General features: G+C 38.9%; 18 protein-coding genes. All 18 read left to right on the top strand.

Annotated features, from left to right (window positions below):
* Positions 1-18 precede the first annotated feature (18 nt).
* The 18 genes from BLP50_RS06860 (at position 19) to BLP50_RS06780 (ending at position 16,988) form a co-directional block, all read left to right on the top strand.
* The gene (locus BLP50_RS06860; RefSeq protein WP_090152986.1) at positions 19-1,092 is read left to right on the top strand and encodes a 6-phosphofructokinase; all 1,074 of its coding nucleotides are present in this window, start codon (positions 19-21) and stop codon (positions 1,090-1,092) included.
* Between the two features lie 30 nt (positions 1,093-1,122).
* Positions 1,123-2,721 (top strand): DNA polymerase III subunit gamma/tau, encoded by a 1,599-nt coding sequence (gene dnaX, locus BLP50_RS06855; RefSeq protein ID WP_090152983.1) that lies wholly within the window; start codon positions 1,123-1,125, stop codon positions 2,719-2,721.
* 44 nt (positions 2,722-2,765) lie between these two features.
* The gene (locus BLP50_RS06850; RefSeq protein ID WP_090152981.1) at positions 2,766-3,104 is read left to right on the top strand and encodes a YbaB/EbfC family nucleoid-associated protein; all 339 of its coding nucleotides are present in this window, start codon (positions 2,766-2,768) and stop codon (positions 3,102-3,104) included.
* A 5-nt stretch (positions 3,105-3,109) separates the two neighbouring features.
* Positions 3,110-3,709 (top strand): recombination mediator RecR, encoded by a 600-nt coding sequence (gene recR / locus BLP50_RS06845; RefSeq protein WP_090152979.1) that lies wholly within the window; start codon positions 3,110-3,112, stop codon positions 3,707-3,709.
* Positions 3,710-3,859: 150 nt separating this feature from the next.
* Positions 3,860-4,273, top strand: coding sequence for an EamA family transporter (locus BLP50_RS06840; RefSeq protein ID WP_090152977.1), 414 nt, complete (start codon positions 3,860-3,862; stop codon positions 4,271-4,273).
* An 84-nt stretch (positions 4,274-4,357) separates the two neighbouring features.
* Positions 4,358-5,215: a M15 family metallopeptidase gene (locus tag BLP50_RS06835; RefSeq protein ID WP_242869235.1), complete on the top strand. Its 858-nt coding sequence runs from the start codon at positions 4,358-4,360 to the stop codon at positions 5,213-5,215.
* 89 nt (positions 5,216-5,304) lie between these two features.
* Positions 5,305-8,226, top strand: coding sequence for a DUF6240 domain-containing protein (locus BLP50_RS06830; RefSeq protein ID WP_090152973.1), 2,922 nt, complete (start codon positions 5,305-5,307; stop codon positions 8,224-8,226).
* 166 nt (positions 8,227-8,392) lie between these two features.
* Entirely contained in the window at positions 8,393-10,009 is a 1,617-nt protein-coding gene (locus tag BLP50_RS06825; protein WP_090152971.1) for a flagellin N-terminal helical domain-containing protein, read from the top strand.
* 67 nt (positions 10,010-10,076) lie between these two features.
* Entirely contained in the window at positions 10,077-10,553 is a 477-nt protein-coding gene (locus BLP50_RS06820; protein ID WP_090152968.1) for a flagellar export chaperone FliS, read from the top strand.
* A gap of 128 nt (positions 10,554-10,681) precedes the next feature.
* Positions 10,682-11,140, top strand: a complete 459-nt coding sequence (locus tag BLP50_RS06815; protein ID WP_176753713.1) for an A24 family peptidase — start codon at positions 10,682-10,684, stop codon at positions 11,138-11,140.
* 12 nt (positions 11,141-11,152) lie between these two features.
* Complete coding sequence (locus BLP50_RS06810) at positions 11,153-12,142, top strand: hypothetical protein (RefSeq protein ID WP_090152961.1); 990 nt, start codon at positions 11,153-11,155, stop codon at positions 12,140-12,142.
* Positions 12,120-13,349, top strand: a complete 1,230-nt coding sequence (locus tag BLP50_RS06805; protein WP_242869234.1) for a TadA family conjugal transfer-associated ATPase — start codon at positions 12,120-12,122, stop codon at positions 13,347-13,349. Before BLP50_RS06810 ends, BLP50_RS06805 begins: the two co-directional genes overlap by 23 nt.
* On the top strand, positions 13,283-14,035 hold the full coding sequence (locus BLP50_RS06800) for a type II secretion system F family protein (RefSeq protein ID WP_090152955.1): 753 nt from the start codon (positions 13,283-13,285) through the stop codon (positions 14,033-14,035). The genes BLP50_RS06805 and BLP50_RS06800 overlap by 67 nt, the downstream gene beginning before the upstream one ends.
* Positions 14,019-15,257 (top strand): type II secretion system F family protein, encoded by a 1,239-nt coding sequence (locus BLP50_RS06795; protein WP_090152952.1) that lies wholly within the window; start codon positions 14,019-14,021, stop codon positions 15,255-15,257. Before BLP50_RS06800 ends, BLP50_RS06795 begins: the two co-directional genes overlap by 17 nt.
* A gap of 14 nt (positions 15,258-15,271) precedes the next feature.
* On the top strand, positions 15,272-15,427 hold the full coding sequence (locus tag BLP50_RS14305) for a hypothetical protein (protein WP_176753712.1): 156 nt from the start codon (positions 15,272-15,274) through the stop codon (positions 15,425-15,427).
* A complete protein-coding gene (locus BLP50_RS06790; RefSeq protein WP_176753711.1) occupies positions 15,424-15,801 on the top strand; it encodes a hypothetical protein in 378 nt (125 codons plus the stop codon). Before BLP50_RS14305 ends, BLP50_RS06790 begins: the two co-directional genes overlap by 4 nt.
* Positions 15,802-15,873: 72 nt before the next feature.
* A complete protein-coding gene (locus BLP50_RS06785) occupies positions 15,874-16,095 on the top strand; it encodes a hypothetical protein (RefSeq protein ID WP_028247276.1) in 222 nt (73 codons plus the stop codon).
* A gap of 164 nt (positions 16,096-16,259) precedes the next feature.
* Entirely contained in the window at positions 16,260-16,988 is a 729-nt protein-coding gene (locus BLP50_RS06780; RefSeq protein ID WP_090152946.1) for a MerR family transcriptional regulator, read from the top strand.
* Positions 16,989-17,211 lie beyond the last annotated feature (223 nt).

The following is a 17,211-nucleotide window of genomic DNA, read 5'->3' as shown; positions in this document are numbered from 1 at the left end:
GAGGAAGGAGAAGAGACTATGTTTAGAATCGGAATGCTTACTAGTGGTGGTGATTGTCAGGCTCTTAACGCAGCTATGCGTGGAGTAGTTAAGGGCTTAGCTGCAAATGTTAAGGATTTGGAAGTTTACGGATTCTTCAACGGCTACAAGGGTCTTATTTACGGGGATTACAGACTCCTTACTAATCAGGATTTTTCAGGAATCCTTACAAGAGGTGGTACAATTCTTGGTTCTAGCCGTCAGCCATTTAAGCTCATGAGAGAGCCAGATGAAAATGGTCTTGATAAGGTAGAGGCTATGAAGTCCAACTACTACAAGTTGAATCTTCAGTGTCTTGTTATCCTTGGAGGTAATGGCACACAAAAGACAGCCAATCTCCTTAGAGAAGAGGGCCTTAACATCATTCATCTGCCAAAGACAATCGACAATGATATCTACGGTACAGATTTTACATTTGGATTCCAGAGTGCCATTGATATCGCTTGTAACACTATCGATTGTATTCATACAACAGCGTCTTCTCATAGCCGCGTATTTATTGTAGAGGTTATGGGACACAAGGTAGGCTGGCTCACACTTTATGCAGGTGTTGCATCAGGTGCAGACATTATCCTCCTTCCAGAGATTCCTTATGATATTAAAAAGGTAATTAAGGCTATCAATCGTCGTGCAGAAGAGGGCAAGGGATTTACCATTTTGGCAGTTGCCGAGGGTGCTATTTCCAAGGAAGACGCCAAGCTCTCTAAGAAGGAATATAAGAAAAAGCTTGAGACCTCAAAGTTCCCATCAGTTTCCTATGAAATCGCAGATAGAATTCAGAAGGAGACAGGCATTGAGGCCAGAGTTACAGTTCCTGGTCACATGCAGCGAGGCGGTAGCCCAGATCCATATGATAGAGTTCTTTGTACTCGACTTGGTTCTGCAGCAGCTCAGGCTATCATGGATGGTGATTACGGCAACATGATTGCTATGGTTGATGGCAAGACTAAGAGAGTTCCTCTTGAAAAGGTAGCTGGCAAGCTCAAGATGGTTGAGCCAGATTGCCAGATGATTCAGGAAGCTAAGAGAATAGGCATTAGCTTCGGTGACTAATTTTAGAATAATTTAGGGTAGGTAATTGTTATGTCCTATATGGCATTATATCGAAAGTTCAGACCACAGACATTTGACGATGTTAAGGGTCAGGACCACATTGTTAAAACACTTCAAAACCAAATAAAAAATGACCGTATAGGACATGCATACCTATTTACAGGTACACGAGGTACTGGTAAGACCACAGTAGCCAAAATCCTAGCTCGCGCCATCAATTGCGAGAATCCTAACGAGGACGGTTCTCCATGTATGGAATGCGCTATGTGCAAGGCTATCACTGATGGTACATCCATGAATGTTATTGAGATGGATGCTGCTTCTAACAACGGTGTAGACGACATTCGTACTATTCGTGAAGAGGTTCAGTACCAGCCAACAGAAGGTAAATACAAAGTATATATTATTGATGAGGCTCATATGCTTACTGATGCAGCAGAGAATGCGCTGCTTAAGACTTTGGAAGAGCCTCCTTCTTATGTAGTTTTCATTCTTGCAACTACTGAGGTAGACAGGCTTCAGATTACAATACGAAGCCGCTGCCAGAGATATGATTTCCATCGTATTTCAATTGATATTATCGCTGCTCGTCTTACTGATTTGATGAATCAGGAGGGCATAGAGGTAGAGGACAAGGCAATCCGCTATATTGCCAAGGCCGGAGACGGTTCCATGCGTGATGCCCTTAGTCTTATGGAGCAGTGTATTGCATTTTACATGGGTCAGACCCTTACTTACGATAATGTACTGAAGGTCCTTGGGGCCATTGATACCGAGGTATTTTCTCGTCTGATACGTAGCATTGTTAATGGTCAGATAACAGGTGCTATTAGCATTCTCGAGGATATCATTAATCAGGGTCGAGACCTGAATAAATTTGTAAATGACTTCACTTGGTATTTGCGAAATCTTATGTTGCTCAAGAGTTCAGATGATATGGAAGATGCCCTTGAGATGTCTTCCGAGAATCTGGCACTTCTTAAAGAGGAAGCCCAGATGGTTGACACAGAAGCGTTAATGAGATACATTCAAGTCCTGTCTGTACTTTCTAACGACATTAAATTCGCAAGCCAAAAGAGAGTTTTAATAGAGATTGCTCTTATCAAGCTTTGCAAGCCTGAGATGGAGCAGGATATGTCGGCACTTCTTAATAGAATGGCCAACTTAGAAAAGAAGGTGGAATCAGGTGTGCCAGTTGTTATGGCAGCCCCTGTAGGAGATGCGGGAGCTACACCCAGTGTAGCAGCGGCGCCAGTGAAAAAGGAGCCACTTCCAGCTGCTGTTCCTGAGGAGGTCAAGCAAGTATCAGCTCGCTGGAGTTCAGTACTTGGCAAGATGCCACCTAATATCAAGATGTATCTTAAGGAAGTGAGCACCGTCACAGTCAATGAGAGCGGAGAGCTTCTTCTGATATTCGATCAGCCACAGGGCTCGGAGCGAATCGCAGGAGATTTCGTAAACAGACCTGAGGTGATTGATGAGATAGAACAGGCAATTGAATCTATGATTCAAAAGAAAGTAGTGGTTAAGGTTGAGATTAATTCAAGTGGAATTAGCTCCCAGAACACCAAGACAGACGTTAGAGATTTCTTTGCAAATGTAGGCATTGAAATAGAACAAGAAGAATAGCAATTATTTGATTGTTAGATTTTATATTTACGGAGGTAACAAAAATGGGAAAAGGTAGAGGCGGATTTCCAGGTGGTGGAATGCCAGGTAATATGAGTCAGCTTATGAAGCAGGCACAGCGTATGCAGCGTCAGATGGAAGAGGCTCAGGCACAGCTTGAAGAGGCTGAGATGACAGGTACAGCTGGCGGCGGAGTTGTTGAGGTTACAGTTTCTGGTAAGAAAGAAATCACAAAGATTAAAATTGATCCAGAAGCAGTTGATCCAGATGATGTTGAGATGCTTGAGGATCTTGTTATGGCAGCAGCCAATGAGGCACTTCGTAAGGTTGATGAGGTAAGCCAGGCTAGCATGTCTAAGTTTACAGGTGGTTTAGGATTTTAATCTAGATGGAATACTATAGCAGGGAAATTAGTAATTTAATAGCAGAACTAAGTGACCTGCCTAGCATTGGAAGTAAGTCAGCCCAGAGGCTGGCTTTCCATATATTAGGTATGGATGAGGACAAGGTCAATGACCTTGCCAATGCCATTGTTCAGGCCCGCAAAAATGTGCGTTATTGTAAGGAATGTTTCACTCTTACTGACGATGAACTGTGTCCTATTTGCTCCAATCCAAAGCGCAATAAAAATGTGATTATGGTAGTAGAGGATACGAGAGATTTGGCAGCCTACGAAAAGACAGGCAAGTTTGACGGAGTTTATCATGTGCTTCACGGAGCTATTTCGCCTATGGCAGGTATAGGACCTGGTGATATCAAGCTCAAGGAGCTGATGGTTCGCTTGCAGCAAAACGATGTGCAGGAAGTTATCGTAGCTACTAATTCATCACTTGAGGGTGAGACTACAGCTGCTTACATTAGCAAGCTTATAAAGCCAACAGGAATCAAGGTCAGCAGAATTGCATCCGGCGTTCCAGTTGGAGGCAATCTTGAATATATAGATGAGGTTACACTGCTTAGAGCACTTGATGGCAGAACAGAACTATAGTCTATCTTAGGGAACTTTTACTTGAATGAGATAAAGGTTCCTTTTTTGCATGATAAGGGTTTTCTTTGGGGTACTATTGAGGTGATTTCTGGTTTTATCACAGGAGATTTTGCCGTGGGAATAAATACTTTTTAAGAAGGAGGGGTTCTTATGTGGTTATTATTTGCTTTTTTATCTGCAGTATTTGCGGCACTTACATCAATACTTGCGAAAGTAGGAATTGAAGGTGTTAACTCTAATTTGGCAACTGCAATACGTACAGTAGTGGTAGTTATTATGGCTTGGGGAATAGTTTTTATGACCAATGTACAAAGCGGACTTGGTTCCATCAGCCGTAAGAGCTGGATATTTTTGATATTATCTGGACTTGCAACAGGAGCTTCTTGGCTATGTTACTACAGAGCATTACAGACAGGAGAGGCATCAAAGGTAGTGCCTATTGATAAGCTAAGTGTGGTAATCACTCTGATTTTGGCATTTATTTTTTTACATGAGCAATTTACAATTAAGTCATTAATAGGATGCGTATTGATTGGGGTAGGTACCTTGTTTATGGTTTTGTAAGAGAGCTAAATTATTATTTTAAGGACGAAATAAAGGCAATAAATTATGTTGAGGCAAAAGATTGATGTCATAAAAAATAGAATTTTGAATTGGAAATACAGTAGAACAGTTGGCGTGGTGATACTTATTGCTATTCTTGTAGGAATTAGTTTTAGGGTCAACATGCTTAGAGGTTCGGATGTATATGCAAAGGCTGAAATTTCTGAAGAGCTCACAGAGCGCAAAGACGCCGCCAAAAGAGATAAAGTGGAGCTATCGGACCAGACTACTCAAGTACTTCCAGTAGCAAAAAAAGGAGAGACAATCATGAATACTGCAGACGTTAAGGATAAGGCTAATTTTTACGCAGTAGAATTTACAGAGGAAAGCGAGATTTTTACAAGAATAAAAGGAAAGTCCTACAAGGATAACTGTACAGTTCCTTTGTCAGATTTGAGGTATTTACATGTTTTGCATGTAGGATTTGATGGGAAAACTCATGATGGAGAGATTATTTGCAATAAGTATATAGCAGATGATTTGCTTGAGATATTTGAGGATCTATACGAGGCAAAGTATCCTATAGAAAAGGTTAAGCTGGTGGATGAGTACGATGCTGATGATGAGGCATCTATGGCAGATAATAATTCTTCTAGCTTTAATTTTAGATACATAAGCTATACTACTAAGATTTCAAAACATGGCTACGGTCTGGCAATGGATATAAACACACTTTACAATCCATATGTTAAAACAGTTAATGGCAAGCTTAGCATAGAGCCCGCCAATGCAGCAGACTATGTGGATCGAAGCAAGGACTTTGATTACAAAATAGATGAAGATGATTTGGTATACAAGCTTTTTATAGCCCATGGCTTTGAATGGGGAGGAAGCTGGAAGAGTTCAAAAGACTACCAGCACTTTGAAGTACCAGACTCAGTGGTGAAGACTTTGTATAAATAGAAATGCCCCAGTAAATATTTTAGAAAAACGTCCGACATATATGTTGTCAGAGGAATTATCTGATGATTTAAATACCCTGGAGGAACTATATGCAAATAGAAGGACTCAAGGTAAAGGATTACATCAAAACAGAAGGTACAGGCGACCAATTATTGGCCGTGGGAACCAGCGGTATCAAGGACGATAACAAAGCAAATAATAATAATAAGGAGCTTAGAGCTCTTAGTGTAGATAATGCATTTTATGATAATAAGGGAAAGATGACTGATGAGGAGTTCGTAAAGGATATGAACGAGGCATCAGCTCTTGGCATGTCTACAGTTAATGCAGTAAAAAATGTAGAGCGCACTTGGGATGAAGAGGCAACGGCTAAAACTAGAGAAGATGGACATGACCCTATGGACATGGAGCCAGAGACACTAGTTACTGTAGTGGATGAGATAAAGATGAATCTAGCTAAGGCTGGGGCAGATATCTCTAAAATGGGTGGTCTTTCAAAGGCTGAGATTGAGGCAATGTCAGGTTCAATTTCTCAGGCAGTAGAGATGACAAATGGTCTTGGAGATACACTTCCAGTTGAAGCTCAGGCGTATCTTGTAAAGAATGAATTAGAGCCAACAATTACTAATATATATAATGCAACATATTCAGCACCTGCTAATCCAGTTGCAGAAGAAACAGAAGAGGACATTATTGGTCTTCTTGAAAAACTAGGCGATAAGTTAGATTCACTTATAGAAGAGATTGAAAGTGAACAATCAGAGTCTGCGCAAAGACCAATGTCACCAGCTGAATTGAAAGAGATGGTGGCGACCATGATGAAGCAAGATGTTCCTGTTACAAAGGAGCATCTTGAATACATGGCACAGCTTAGCGAGTATGAAAAGCCAGAGGAAGCAAATATCGTAAATGCGATATCTGACATAATTGCAGAGGGAAAAGAGCCACAGGATGCATATCTTATTCCTGGCTATTCTCTCATGGATCAGGCAAAGAAAACTTTTGAAGAAGTAATGGGAATGGATGTAAATCAGCTTCCTACTATTACTGCTCAAAGACAGCTAACAGAGATTCAGCTTACAATGACAGTAGAGGCTACTTTTACCATGATGAAAAATGGTATAAGTGTAAATACTAATGACCTGTCTGATTTACTTGATAAATTAAAACTTCAGGAGACAAATCTGCTTCAAATACTTATGAAGGCAGAGAATAAGGAAGCAACAAATTCCAATGTAAATCTTTTCAAAGAAGTAATGAATAACATGGCAGAGATTCAGTCTGCCCCTGCAGCAGTCTTTGGAAGATTCTCAAATATTGGAATGGAAACATTCTCCTATGTACATCAGGTCAGCGTGTCTGTTACAGCAGAGTACTCACGCATGGAGATGACTTATGAGGCAGTTGGAACAGAGGTAAGAGCAGACCTTGGTGACAACATTAACAAGGCATTTAGAAATGTTGATGACATTTTAGATGACCTTAATATTGAAGTGTCAGAAGCAAGCCAAAAGGCTGTTAGAGTACTTGCATATAATGAAATGGAAATTACAGCTGAGTCTGTTACATCAATGAAGGCATCTACAGAGCTGGCAGCTAGAACATTTAAGAGCATGACTCCAGCAGTAGTAGCTGAGATGATAAAGCGAGGCAATAATCCTCTTGATATGACTATGAATGAGCTGAAGGAAACTGCAGAAAATATTAAGGCAGAAACTGGAAGCACATCAGACGAAGAGGGATTTGCAAGATTCCTTTGGAAGGCACAGCACAGTGGTGATATTACTGAAGAAGAGCGAGATGCATTTGTAGGAGTATACCGACTTCTCCATCAAGTAGAAAAATCTGATGGGGCAGCAATTGGCGCTCTTATTAGTCAGGGAACAGAGGTTACACTCAGAAATCTTATGACAGCAGTACGCTCTAGTAAGCATACAGGACGCGATTATGAGATCAATGATAAATTCGGTTCCTTAGATGAAATGGTTGTAAAGGATTTATCTATCACAGAGCAGATAGAAAAGGTATTCCTTACTAATAGATGTCGTGATGCAAAGGAGGCTATGACTCCTGCTAAGATGCATCAGGTAGGTCAGGAAGAAATTCTTGATATGAATCCTGATGAGTTTGCAACAGCTATGGAGCAGACTACTTCAGAAGCTGAGGCTCAGGCTGAAGTCCAGTACAATGAGTACATTACAAGCCAGCTTAAGCAAGCTATGTCAAGCAGCGCTAATGTAGAAAATATTTTAGAGCAGTTTAATATACCAAATTCTGCAAATATGATTTCTGCAGTTCAGGCTTTGATGCAGGATAGCAACACAGTCATTAAAGATTTGTATGGCAGAGCAGCTAAGCAGCAGGATATGGATATTCAGGATTTGATTGATTTGGCATACCAGAGATTTTCTGATGCTTGCCATACTCCTGAGGAGATGGCAGAGGCTGAGGAGGCCCTTGGCACACTTGCAGAAAATGTCATGAAGAAAATGATAGAAATGGAAGATGTACGCACTATCGATATGGATTCCATGAAGCTGGTTGTGCAGCAGTCAAAGGCTATCAGAGAGATGGCAAACAGTGGAGAGACATATCATATTCCTATTATGGTGGCTGATGAAGCTGGCAATATGAACCTGCGAATTGTCAGAGGAAGTGGAGAGTCTGGACTTATTAAGATGGCTCTTTATCTTCAGTCAACAGGAACAATCTCTACCACATTTAGATATGAGGCAGGAGAGGTAAAAGCAAACGTAGAATGCGAGAGTGCACAGACTAGAGAAATGTTTGCAACTCAGGCTCCTATGATTGCAAATACAATGCAGCAGGAGACAGGATTTTCATTTAGTTTTTCATTTACAAGAGTAGAGGGAGTCAGCGTAACAGACGTGTATAATTGGCAGCTTGGCAACTTCCAGGTTGAGGAAAAACGTGACAATGAAATCCAGACAGAAGCCCTTTATGGCATTGCCAGAGGCTACATTAAAGTAATGAGTGAGATGTTTATGTAGCCATTTTAATGGACAAAAAATTTTAATCGGAAAACATACAAAAGCTTGGTTAAGTTTGGATGTATCCCTCCGATAATATTTGTGTAAGGACATGGAAGACCTATACAATTTCAAAAAAACACCGCACGGATGCTAGACTTGTTTTACGGCTATTAGGAGGCAGCATATGCGAATTAACAATAACATGTCAGCGGTGATTACCAATAATCAACTTCTTGGTACTGAGAGTTCCCTTTCAGACGTAATGGAAAAATTAAGCTCTGGTTTTAGTATTAACCACGCATCAGATGACCCATCTGGTATTGCTATTGCGGGCAAAATGCAGGCTCAGATAGATGGTTTAAATCAGGCTTCGACAAATGGTTCCGATGGTATTTCGGTTCTCCAGACAGCTGAAGGTGCTTTAAACGAAGTAACAGATATGATTCAGAGAATGAGAGAATTATCTGTTCAGGCAGCAAATGGAACTAACTCTGATTCTGAGCGAGAGGCTATTCAAAAAGAAATAGAATCTCTTCTAGATGAAATCGATAGAGTCGCAGCGACAACAGAATTTAATACAATAACTCTTTTAGATGGATCACTAGATTGTAGAACATACGGAAATGATGTTACTAGAATTGCCACATCAAATGATGTTCCATCTGGTATCTATCAGCTTAAGATTACACAGGCAGCTCTTAGAGCAAAGACTACAATAAATGCTACAACAGCAGGAACAGTTGTGGAAAACTTCGATAATACTTTTAAGAAAATCGAGACTACAACAACTGTTAATGTTCCAGGGCTTACAGCATTTAATTACAAGGATTTCATTGACCAGACAACTTGGGAAACAGTGACTAGAGACTATTCTGGTGCAACAACAGTTACAACAAGTACTGGTACTAAAAATGGTCTTGGATTATCAGGCTCAATTGCTATAAATGGATACCCAATGGAGTTTGCACAGGGCTCATCTGGTGAAATGGTATATGGACAGTTGAGAATGGCATGTGAAAAGGGCGGAGCAGTTATTTCTGATTTTGACGATCCAGATGGACTTTCAATTTCATCATATAAATATGGTGATAATGCAGAATTAGAAATCGATTTTTCCAGCGTGGAATTTGCGAAGGCTCTTGGATTTGATGAGAATGTTTTGGCAAAGGATGAGGGTGGAAATACTATTCCAAAGTTCTTGGGAACAGGAACTGATGCCAAGATGACACTCTTTAAAAAGGGTGATGTAGATGACACAGGAAAGCTTATCGACACAGAATTTGGTAAGCAGGCAACATACAAGACTGAAGGTAGACGTGTAATCATCACAGATACAAAGGGCTTTGAAATGTCGTTCTTTGCAGATGATGGATACACAGGAAATGTCACATTAAATGTTACTGACATCGGTTCAATGGCACTTCAGGTTGGTGCTAATGAGGGCCAGCAGATGAAGGTCAGAATTGCAGCAGTAACAACACAGTTTATGTACATAGACGATGTGGATGTGACTAGAGCAAAAGGACCAGAGGATGCGATGGACGCTCTCGGAGACGCGCTTAGCTATGTAACAGCAGTTCGCTCACAGCTTGGTGCATACGAGAATCGTCTTGATCATACAACAAAATCTCTTGATGCCACTGCGGAAAATATGACCTCAGCGATTTCAAGAATTGAAGATGCCGATATGGCTATAACAATGGTGGAATACACTAAGCTAAATGTACTTGAGCAGGCAGGTGTATCTGCACTGGCACAGGCAAATGAGCTTCCACAATTAGCTTTACAGCTTCTTCAGTAAGCTTTTATAGCGTCAAAAGCCCGGTAGGGCGAAGACAAAGAGCTAGTTTTATTAGGAGTGATAGTGAATGAACAGAGATAAGATTTCAGCTTTTACCTTAAAAATTGCTTCGAGCAATGGATGTGGCTTGATTTCAATTCTTTATGACATTTATGAAGAATATGAAAAAGATGCCATTGACGATTTTAAGGCTGGGAATGTAGACAGTGCAATTGAGGCAACAAAAAAATGTGCCGAGGTTGTTAGTCACCTCCAGAAAGATTTAAATTTTGAATACAAGGTAAGCGGAAATCTGTACGCGCTCTACGATTACGTACAGCGAAATGTAGCAAAATCCATTTATAAAGCTAACTCAGACGGATTGAAAGAAGCTAAAAAGGTGATGGATGAACTGGGCGATGCGTTTGAACAGCTAGCAGAGCAGGACAAATCCAAGCCACTAATGGGCAATACACAAAAGGTTATAGCAGGTATTACCTATGGAAAAGGAACATTAAACGAAAGTTTGATGGGCAACCAAGCTAGTAGAGGCTTTTGGGCATAAAGTAATATTGATATTTCATGACTCCCGACTCGTTCGGGAGTCTTTCTTTATGCATAACTAACAAAATTTCAAATAGTCAAAAATAACAAAAATAAATATAGCGAGAAATGCTCTGTAATTTTTCCCAGGTGGAATTTATAATTCTCCCCGAAATGGAGGTGAGAAAAATCAGCACATTCCTGATTTGGAGCATTCTTACCACTGGTTGTTTATTTGACGCCAGGGATTACAAGATTCCAAATGAGCTTATTATACTTGGCTATATAGGAGGGTTACTCCTAAATTTACATAGCTATAAGATAATGGGAGTTGCCATTTTTATTACAAAAGCAATTTGGCCAATCCTTCTACTTTCTCTGCTGACTGTAGTAAGGGGATTAGGTGCGGGTGATGTGAAACTATTTTCTGTTATGTCTACGATGGTGGGGGCAGCGGATCTAGTTACTACATTTATATACTCGGTGATGATTGCTGGAGTCATAGCGATAGGACTTTGTATAAAAAATGGGCATATAGTAAAAAGAAAACTTCACTATTCTTACTATATTGCGGCTGCATTTTTTTTACTGCAATACAAACAGGGATAGATGGAGGTTAATATGAAAAATTTGGAGATAGCACTGTGCGATTCATGCACAGATTACATTCTCAAATTCGCTTCTTTTCTTATGGAGCGCTCAAAAGTCGGGGTACATATATTTACAACCCCAGAGAGTTTTTATTCAGATGAAAACGATTATGATATCGCAATTATGTCTGAAGAATTTAAAGAGATAATGAGCTTTAGACCTAAGGGGCTCTTAAAGGAAAAATATTTCCTATGTGAGAATCAAGAATTAGAGCAGGACAACTATATTTTTAAATATCAATCAGTAGAAAAGATATTTAATAGAATTCCTGGTTTGAGAGATGCAAAAGCTAGTATTAAAAAATCTAATGAAAAATCTAATGTAACAGCTATTTACTCGCCTGTTACTCATGAACTGCAGCTGCCATTTGCAATGGCACTGTGTCAATCATATAGAACCTATGGAAAGGTTTTATTCATAGATCTTGAGGAGATTTCTATTTTGACTTCCCTAATAGGAAGTAACAATAGCTTTAATCTGATGGATCTTCTATACGAAATTAATACTAATTCAAATGCTTTTGATTTATCTAAATATGTACAGAGTTTTATGGGATTTGACTATGTTGAGCCTTTTACTAATCCAAATGAGATAAGTGAAATTGATGAGGACACTTGGAGAGATTTTTTCAATGCACTTCTTAAAGAAAACTATGACCAGATTATAGTTTTATTTGGAAGGACAATAAATGGATTTTCCAAATATATTGACAGCTTTAACAAGCTATATGTGCTAGGAAAATCGGGAGATTATTTCAAAAGAGCCCAGGAGCAATTCTTTGATTATTTGGAAAGACTTGAGACTAATGTGGATATAGAAGAAGTAATTTTGCCTATGTCTGCAGGAAATTTGTCTGATGGTGCATATCACATAGAGGAATTGCTGCAGGGCAATTTGGGAGTGTTTGTGAAAAAGATGATGAATGCTAATGGAAAAAATGAAATTAAAATGTGTGGATAGTTTAGAAGAAGAAATACGAAGACAAACAATGGATGAAATTGATTTGTCTTATGACGTAAGTGATGAAGAAATTCTTCGAATAATACAGGAAAAAATAATCCTAAAATCAAAAACTACACCCCTTTCTCTTAAGGAAAGACAGTATATTGAAAATCATGTCTTTAATTCCTTGAGAAAACTGGATGTACTAGAAGATTTACTGATGGATGAAGAGATAACAGAAATTATGATAAATGGCCCGGATAATATTTTTATAGAAAAAAAGGGTAAGGTTATCCATTCGAAGGAGAAGTTTTCATCTGAAGAAAAGCTAAATGACATTATTCAAAATATAGTTGCAAACAGCAACAAGATAGTAAATGAATCTAATCCAATAGTGGATACAAGATTAAGTGATGGCTCCCGAGTAAATATTGTGTTAAAGCCAGCCGCCGTAGATTATCCGATTATTTCAATCAGAAAGTTTCCTAAGGAGCAGATGACTATGGCAAAGCTTCAGGAGTTTGGATCAATATCAAGGGAACAAATTGAGTTTTTAGAAAAGCTTGTTAAGGCTAAATACAATATTTTTGTGTCGGGTGGCACTGGCAGTGGTAAGACCTCATTCCTCAACGCATTAGGAGAATTCATTCCGTCTGATGAGCGAGTGATTACTATTGAAGATTCTGCTGAGCTTCAACTAAAAAAGGTTGAGAATATAGTAAGACTTGAAGCCCGTAACGCAAATCTGGAAGGGAAAAATGAGATAAGCATTAGAGACTTGCTTAAGTCATCACTTAGAATGCGCCCAGACAGAATCATTGTTGGAGAGTGCAGAGGTGCAGAGGCCCTTGAGATGCTACAAGCATTTAACACTGGCCACGATGGAAGCTGTTCTACCGGACATAGTAATTCCTGCAAAGACATGTTGTCTAGATTGGAGACCATGGTTCTTATGGGTGCCGAAATCCCTCTGCCTGCAATCAGACAGCAAATTGCATCAGGTATCGATATTATTGTTCAGCTGGGGCGACTTAGAGATAAGAGCCGAAAGCTGCTTGAGATATCAGAAGTAGAAGGAATTGAGAATAACGAGATTAGATTAAATACACTGTACAGGTTTAAAGAAAATGGAGAAAAGGAAGGGAGGATTGTTGGTGAATGGGAAAAAGTGGGAAAACTGATTCACACAGACAAGCTATCAGCAAGAGGTCTATCACTGGAATAGGCCAAGGGTTTCTTATCACTATAGTTATAGCTTTCCTTTTTTATAAATCTATTTTTGGACTAATAGTAGGTGTAGTGGTGGTTCCATTTTGGCTAAAACTCTGTCAGGAAAAATATGAAATGGAAGAAAAAGCTAGGGTATCAGTTGAATTTAAAGAGTACATGATGCTTATTGTTACAGCTTTGCAGACAGGTTATTCATTGGAAAAAGCGTTAAAGCAATCAGAAAAAGAACTATTACGTTTATATCCAAAAAATTCAGCAATCATTAATCCAATTCATGTTATGAATCAAAAGATTGCAATGAATATACAAGTAGAAAAAGCTTTTTCAGAATTAGCGGAAAGCATTGAGCTGGAGGAAGCTGTAAGCCTGGCAGAAATTATATCCTTTGCAAAAAGAAGCGGTGGAGATTATGGAAAAAATATAAGGGATACTGCAATTAAGATAGAAGAAAATCTGGCAGTAAAAGAAGAGATACAAACCATAACCACTGAAAAGCGTTTAGAACTAAAAGTTATGAGCGTAATGCCAATGGGAATATTGGCGTATATATCATTAACTTCAAGAGGATTTATTGCGCCATTATATGGCAATTTGCTAGGAGTTATCTTAATGACAATTTGCCTATTTATTTATGGGGCACTGATAGTTATGGGAGGAAAAATAATTGATATCAAAGTCTAATAATCAATCACAGCCAATTAACACAAAAATCATTTTGACAATTGTTGTGATTGTTGGAGTTTTGATTTTGATCTATGACTACAAAAGCGCCAAAAAAGATTTTGCAGGGATAATTCCAAGAAATGAATCTGGAGGGTCAAAGGTGAATGAGCGTCTAGAGGTAGAGTTTCTTAATCAAAACCAAGAAGTCACCTTAGAGGTATCAGCCAAGGGACTTAATGAAAAAGACATAGAAAAGGCATTTAGTGATGCAGTAAAGGAAATTGACAAAACATATTTAGGCAAGAATAAATCCGCTGATAGAGTATCAGATAATTTGAATCTGAGAGATACATATGCAAATGGTCTTGTGGAAGTAGAGTGGAATTTTGATGTCTACGGATATATTTCAGCAGAAGGGATTTTAGACAAAGAAAAGATTCCGGAGGAAGGTCAGCTTGTGACTCTCACAGCCATAATGTATTGCCAAGACAGGGAGCAAATATACAGTTTTTGTGTAGTGGTTGTACCAAAGGGAATGGATACATTAGAAGGCCAGTTAAGCGCAATCGAAAAAGCAGTAAAAAATCAAGATCAAAAGACTATGGAAGACGATAATCTTATACTTCCAACCAAGGTGGAAACCATGGATATAAAGTGGAGTAGAAAGATGGATTATCGAGGACTACAGTTGATAATTCTTGGCTTTGTATGTGTAGGTGCTTTATCAATTGGCAAAAAACGCGATGCTAAGAAGGAAAAAGAAAAGAGTATTGCGGATATGGATATGGACTACCCAATGATAGTTAGCGAGTTATCAATTTTGATGGGCGCAGGTATGAGTTTCAGGAAGGCGTTAGAGAGAATTGTACTGAAGTATACAAACAATGTCAGGGCTGGAAAAACTGAAATGCGTCCAGGATTTGAACAAATGGTAATTACCTACAGAAGAATGTCTGATGGATTAAGCGAGATACAGGCCATTGAAGAACTGGGAATGAAATGCGAAAGCAAAAACTATCGAAAGCTTTCAATGCTTCTCAGCCAGAATCTCAGAAAAGGCTCAAAAGATTTGATAGATTGTCTTGAAAAGGAGCAGCAAAATGCTTTTGAACTAAGAAAACAAAGGGCTATACGAGCAGGTGAGGAAGCATCTACTAAACTTTTGATTCCCATGGCAGGAATGCTTTTTATTGTAATTGTATTTTTAGTGGTGCCTGCTGTATTGCAGATAAATATCTAAAGGAGAGGAAAGAAATGAAGAACTTTTATTTAATGAAAATTAAGAATAGAATTTGGAATTTTATTGAAGAAGAGGATGGAATCGGAACAGTAGAGATGATTTTGATTCTGGTGGGAATCTGTATAGCCGATAAAAGCCGCATTTTATGTGGAAATTTTAGATGTATATGAGAAAAGTATTATGTAATGATAGGTCTAGTTTTTTAGAAAAGGTAAAAATAATGTTTACAGAATTTGATGAGTTCCTTTTGACATGCGGATATTTTAAGATAAGAAATTGGAATATAGATAGTGCCGAGGTGATAAGTATAGATTCAGGGCACTATTGGATTATAAAGAAATTTGATAAGGAAGGGTATCCTGGGTTGGTATTGTATCATAGCCATGATGGAAGATTATATCATGTACATTTCTGCTATAAGGATCAGGATATAGCTCCAGCGGTATCAGAGATTATGAGTCACGATAGGTATCAGAAGAAGAAATTGAAGCTTAGGAACAGAATTACAAAGGTATCAAATAGAGAGCTCATGATGGCCCTTTAATAGGCGAGGTTTAATGGACAGGTAAGATGCAATAATACAATTAAGGCGGCATAGGTGATAGGAGAGACGCTTATGTGCAAATATTGTGATAATCATGAGGATTACTATGAAGGAAGTTTATTGACAGCTAAGATTGAGCTTGGATTTGGTGGGGATGAATATATATGGGTTTTGATTGACCCAGATACAAAGAAACTTGGAATTGTAGTGCTTAACCCAAGGACTTCGGAACAACGAGAGTCTTTTATTAAAGTCAACTATTGTCCAATTTGTGGAAGAAGAATAAAGAAGTAGCTGATTAACATTGATTACAGCCTATGCTGTCGTGGGAAGAGACATGTGTGAGCCAAGGCAAATTGCCCTGGCTCATTTTTTTTAGGGGGCTCTAAAAAAAATGTGTTGACTCCTACGTTACGTAATAGTTTATGGTATAGTTACACGTGAAGGAGATGAGAGCCATGATGACAGTAAATGAAGTAAGTAAGCTGACAGGAGTGAGTATACGCACCTTGCAGTATTATGACAAAATAGGACTTTTGAAGCCGGCAGAGTATACAGAGTCCGGGTACAGACTGTATGACGATGCAGCTCTGGAAAAATTGCAGCAGATTTTACTGTTTCGGGAGCTGGAGTTTCCGCTAAAAGATATAAAGGATATTATAACCAGATCTGATTTTGACAAGAGAAAAGCACTGGATCAGCAGATAGGGCTCTTGGAACTTAAGAAAGAGCATATCGAGAACCTGATCGACATGTGTAAAGGACTAAAACTGAGAGGAGTGAGACATTTGGATTTTACAGCATTTGATTCCAGCAAGCTTGATGAATATGCTAAAAGAGCAAAAGAGCAGTGGGGCAAGACACCTGAGTATAAGGAATTTGAAGAAAAGAATAAGAACAGATCAAAGAGTGATGAAGAGCATATGATGGCTGATTTCATGAAGATCTTTGAGGAGTTCGGCACCATGAAGGATAAGGATCCTGCCATTGTAGAGGTACAGGATCAGGTAAAGAAACTTCAAGGCTTTATAACCGAGCATTTTTATAAGTGTTCAAATGAGATTCTTGTGGGCCTTGGAAAGATGTATGCCGGAGGCGGTGAATTTACGGATAACATCAATAAGATGGGCGGTGAAGGAACTGCGGAGTTTGTTTTTGAAGCTATAAAAGTATATTGCGGAAAGTAATGTAACTGCGCCAAGAGGCATTGTTCTCCTGGCGCATATTTTTTATTAGCATCGTGTTCAAAGGGAAAAAACATTTGAAAATATAGAGAAAATTGTGGTATTTTAAAATCTGAAAATTAAACAGAAGAAGCATAAACGACACATGTAGTGCATAGCACGTAAATCTGATCACGGTACGTATGTTAGAACATATTAAGCCGTTTTTGGATAATGCTATGGCTAC

This window comes from Pseudobutyrivibrio sp. AR14, assembly GCF_900101325.1.
Classification (GTDB): domain Bacteria; phylum Bacillota; class Clostridia; order Lachnospirales; family Lachnospiraceae; genus Pseudobutyrivibrio.
Note: the sequence above shows the minus strand (reverse complement) of the source record. Positions and strands in the feature narration are given on the sequence as shown.

Coding starts and splice junctions, on each gene's coding strand:
- BLP50_RS06810 (WP_090152961.1), top strand. CDS start 11,153: ATGAAAAATTTGGAGATAGCACTGTGCGATTCATGCACAGATTACATT.
- BLP50_RS06790 (WP_176753711.1), top strand. CDS start 15,424: ATGAGAAAAGTATTATGTAATGATAGGTCTAGTTTTTTAGAAAAGGTA.
- BLP50_RS06860 (WP_090152986.1), top strand. CDS start 19: ATGTTTAGAATCGGAATGCTTACTAGTGGTGGTGATTGTCAGGCTCTT.
- dnaX (WP_090152983.1), top strand. CDS start 1,123: ATGTCCTATATGGCATTATATCGAAAGTTCAGACCACAGACATTTGAC.
- BLP50_RS06785 (WP_028247276.1), top strand. CDS start 15,874: ATGTGCAAATATTGTGATAATCATGAGGATTACTATGAAGGAAGTTTA.
- BLP50_RS06800 (WP_090152955.1), top strand. CDS start 13,283: ATGGGAAAAAGTGGGAAAACTGATTCACACAGACAAGCTATCAGCAAG.
- BLP50_RS06840 (WP_090152977.1), top strand. CDS start 3,860: ATGTGGTTATTATTTGCTTTTTTATCTGCAGTATTTGCGGCACTTACA.
- BLP50_RS14305 (WP_176753712.1), top strand. CDS start 15,272: ATGAAGAACTTTTATTTAATGAAAATTAAGAATAGAATTTGGAATTTT.
- BLP50_RS06830 (WP_090152973.1), top strand. CDS start 5,305: ATGCAAATAGAAGGACTCAAGGTAAAGGATTACATCAAAACAGAAGGT.
- BLP50_RS06850 (WP_090152981.1), top strand. CDS start 2,766: ATGGGAAAAGGTAGAGGCGGATTTCCAGGTGGTGGAATGCCAGGTAAT.
- BLP50_RS06820 (WP_090152968.1), top strand. CDS start 10,077: ATGAACAGAGATAAGATTTCAGCTTTTACCTTAAAAATTGCTTCGAGC.
- recR (WP_090152979.1), top strand. CDS start 3,110: ATGGAATACTATAGCAGGGAAATTAGTAATTTAATAGCAGAACTAAGT.
- BLP50_RS06825 (WP_090152971.1), top strand. CDS start 8,393: ATGCGAATTAACAATAACATGTCAGCGGTGATTACCAATAATCAACTT.
- BLP50_RS06780 (WP_090152946.1), top strand. CDS start 16,260: ATGATGACAGTAAATGAAGTAAGTAAGCTGACAGGAGTGAGTATACGC.
- BLP50_RS06805 (WP_242869234.1), top strand. CDS start 12,120: ATGAAATTAAAATGTGTGGATAGTTTAGAAGAAGAAATACGAAGACAA.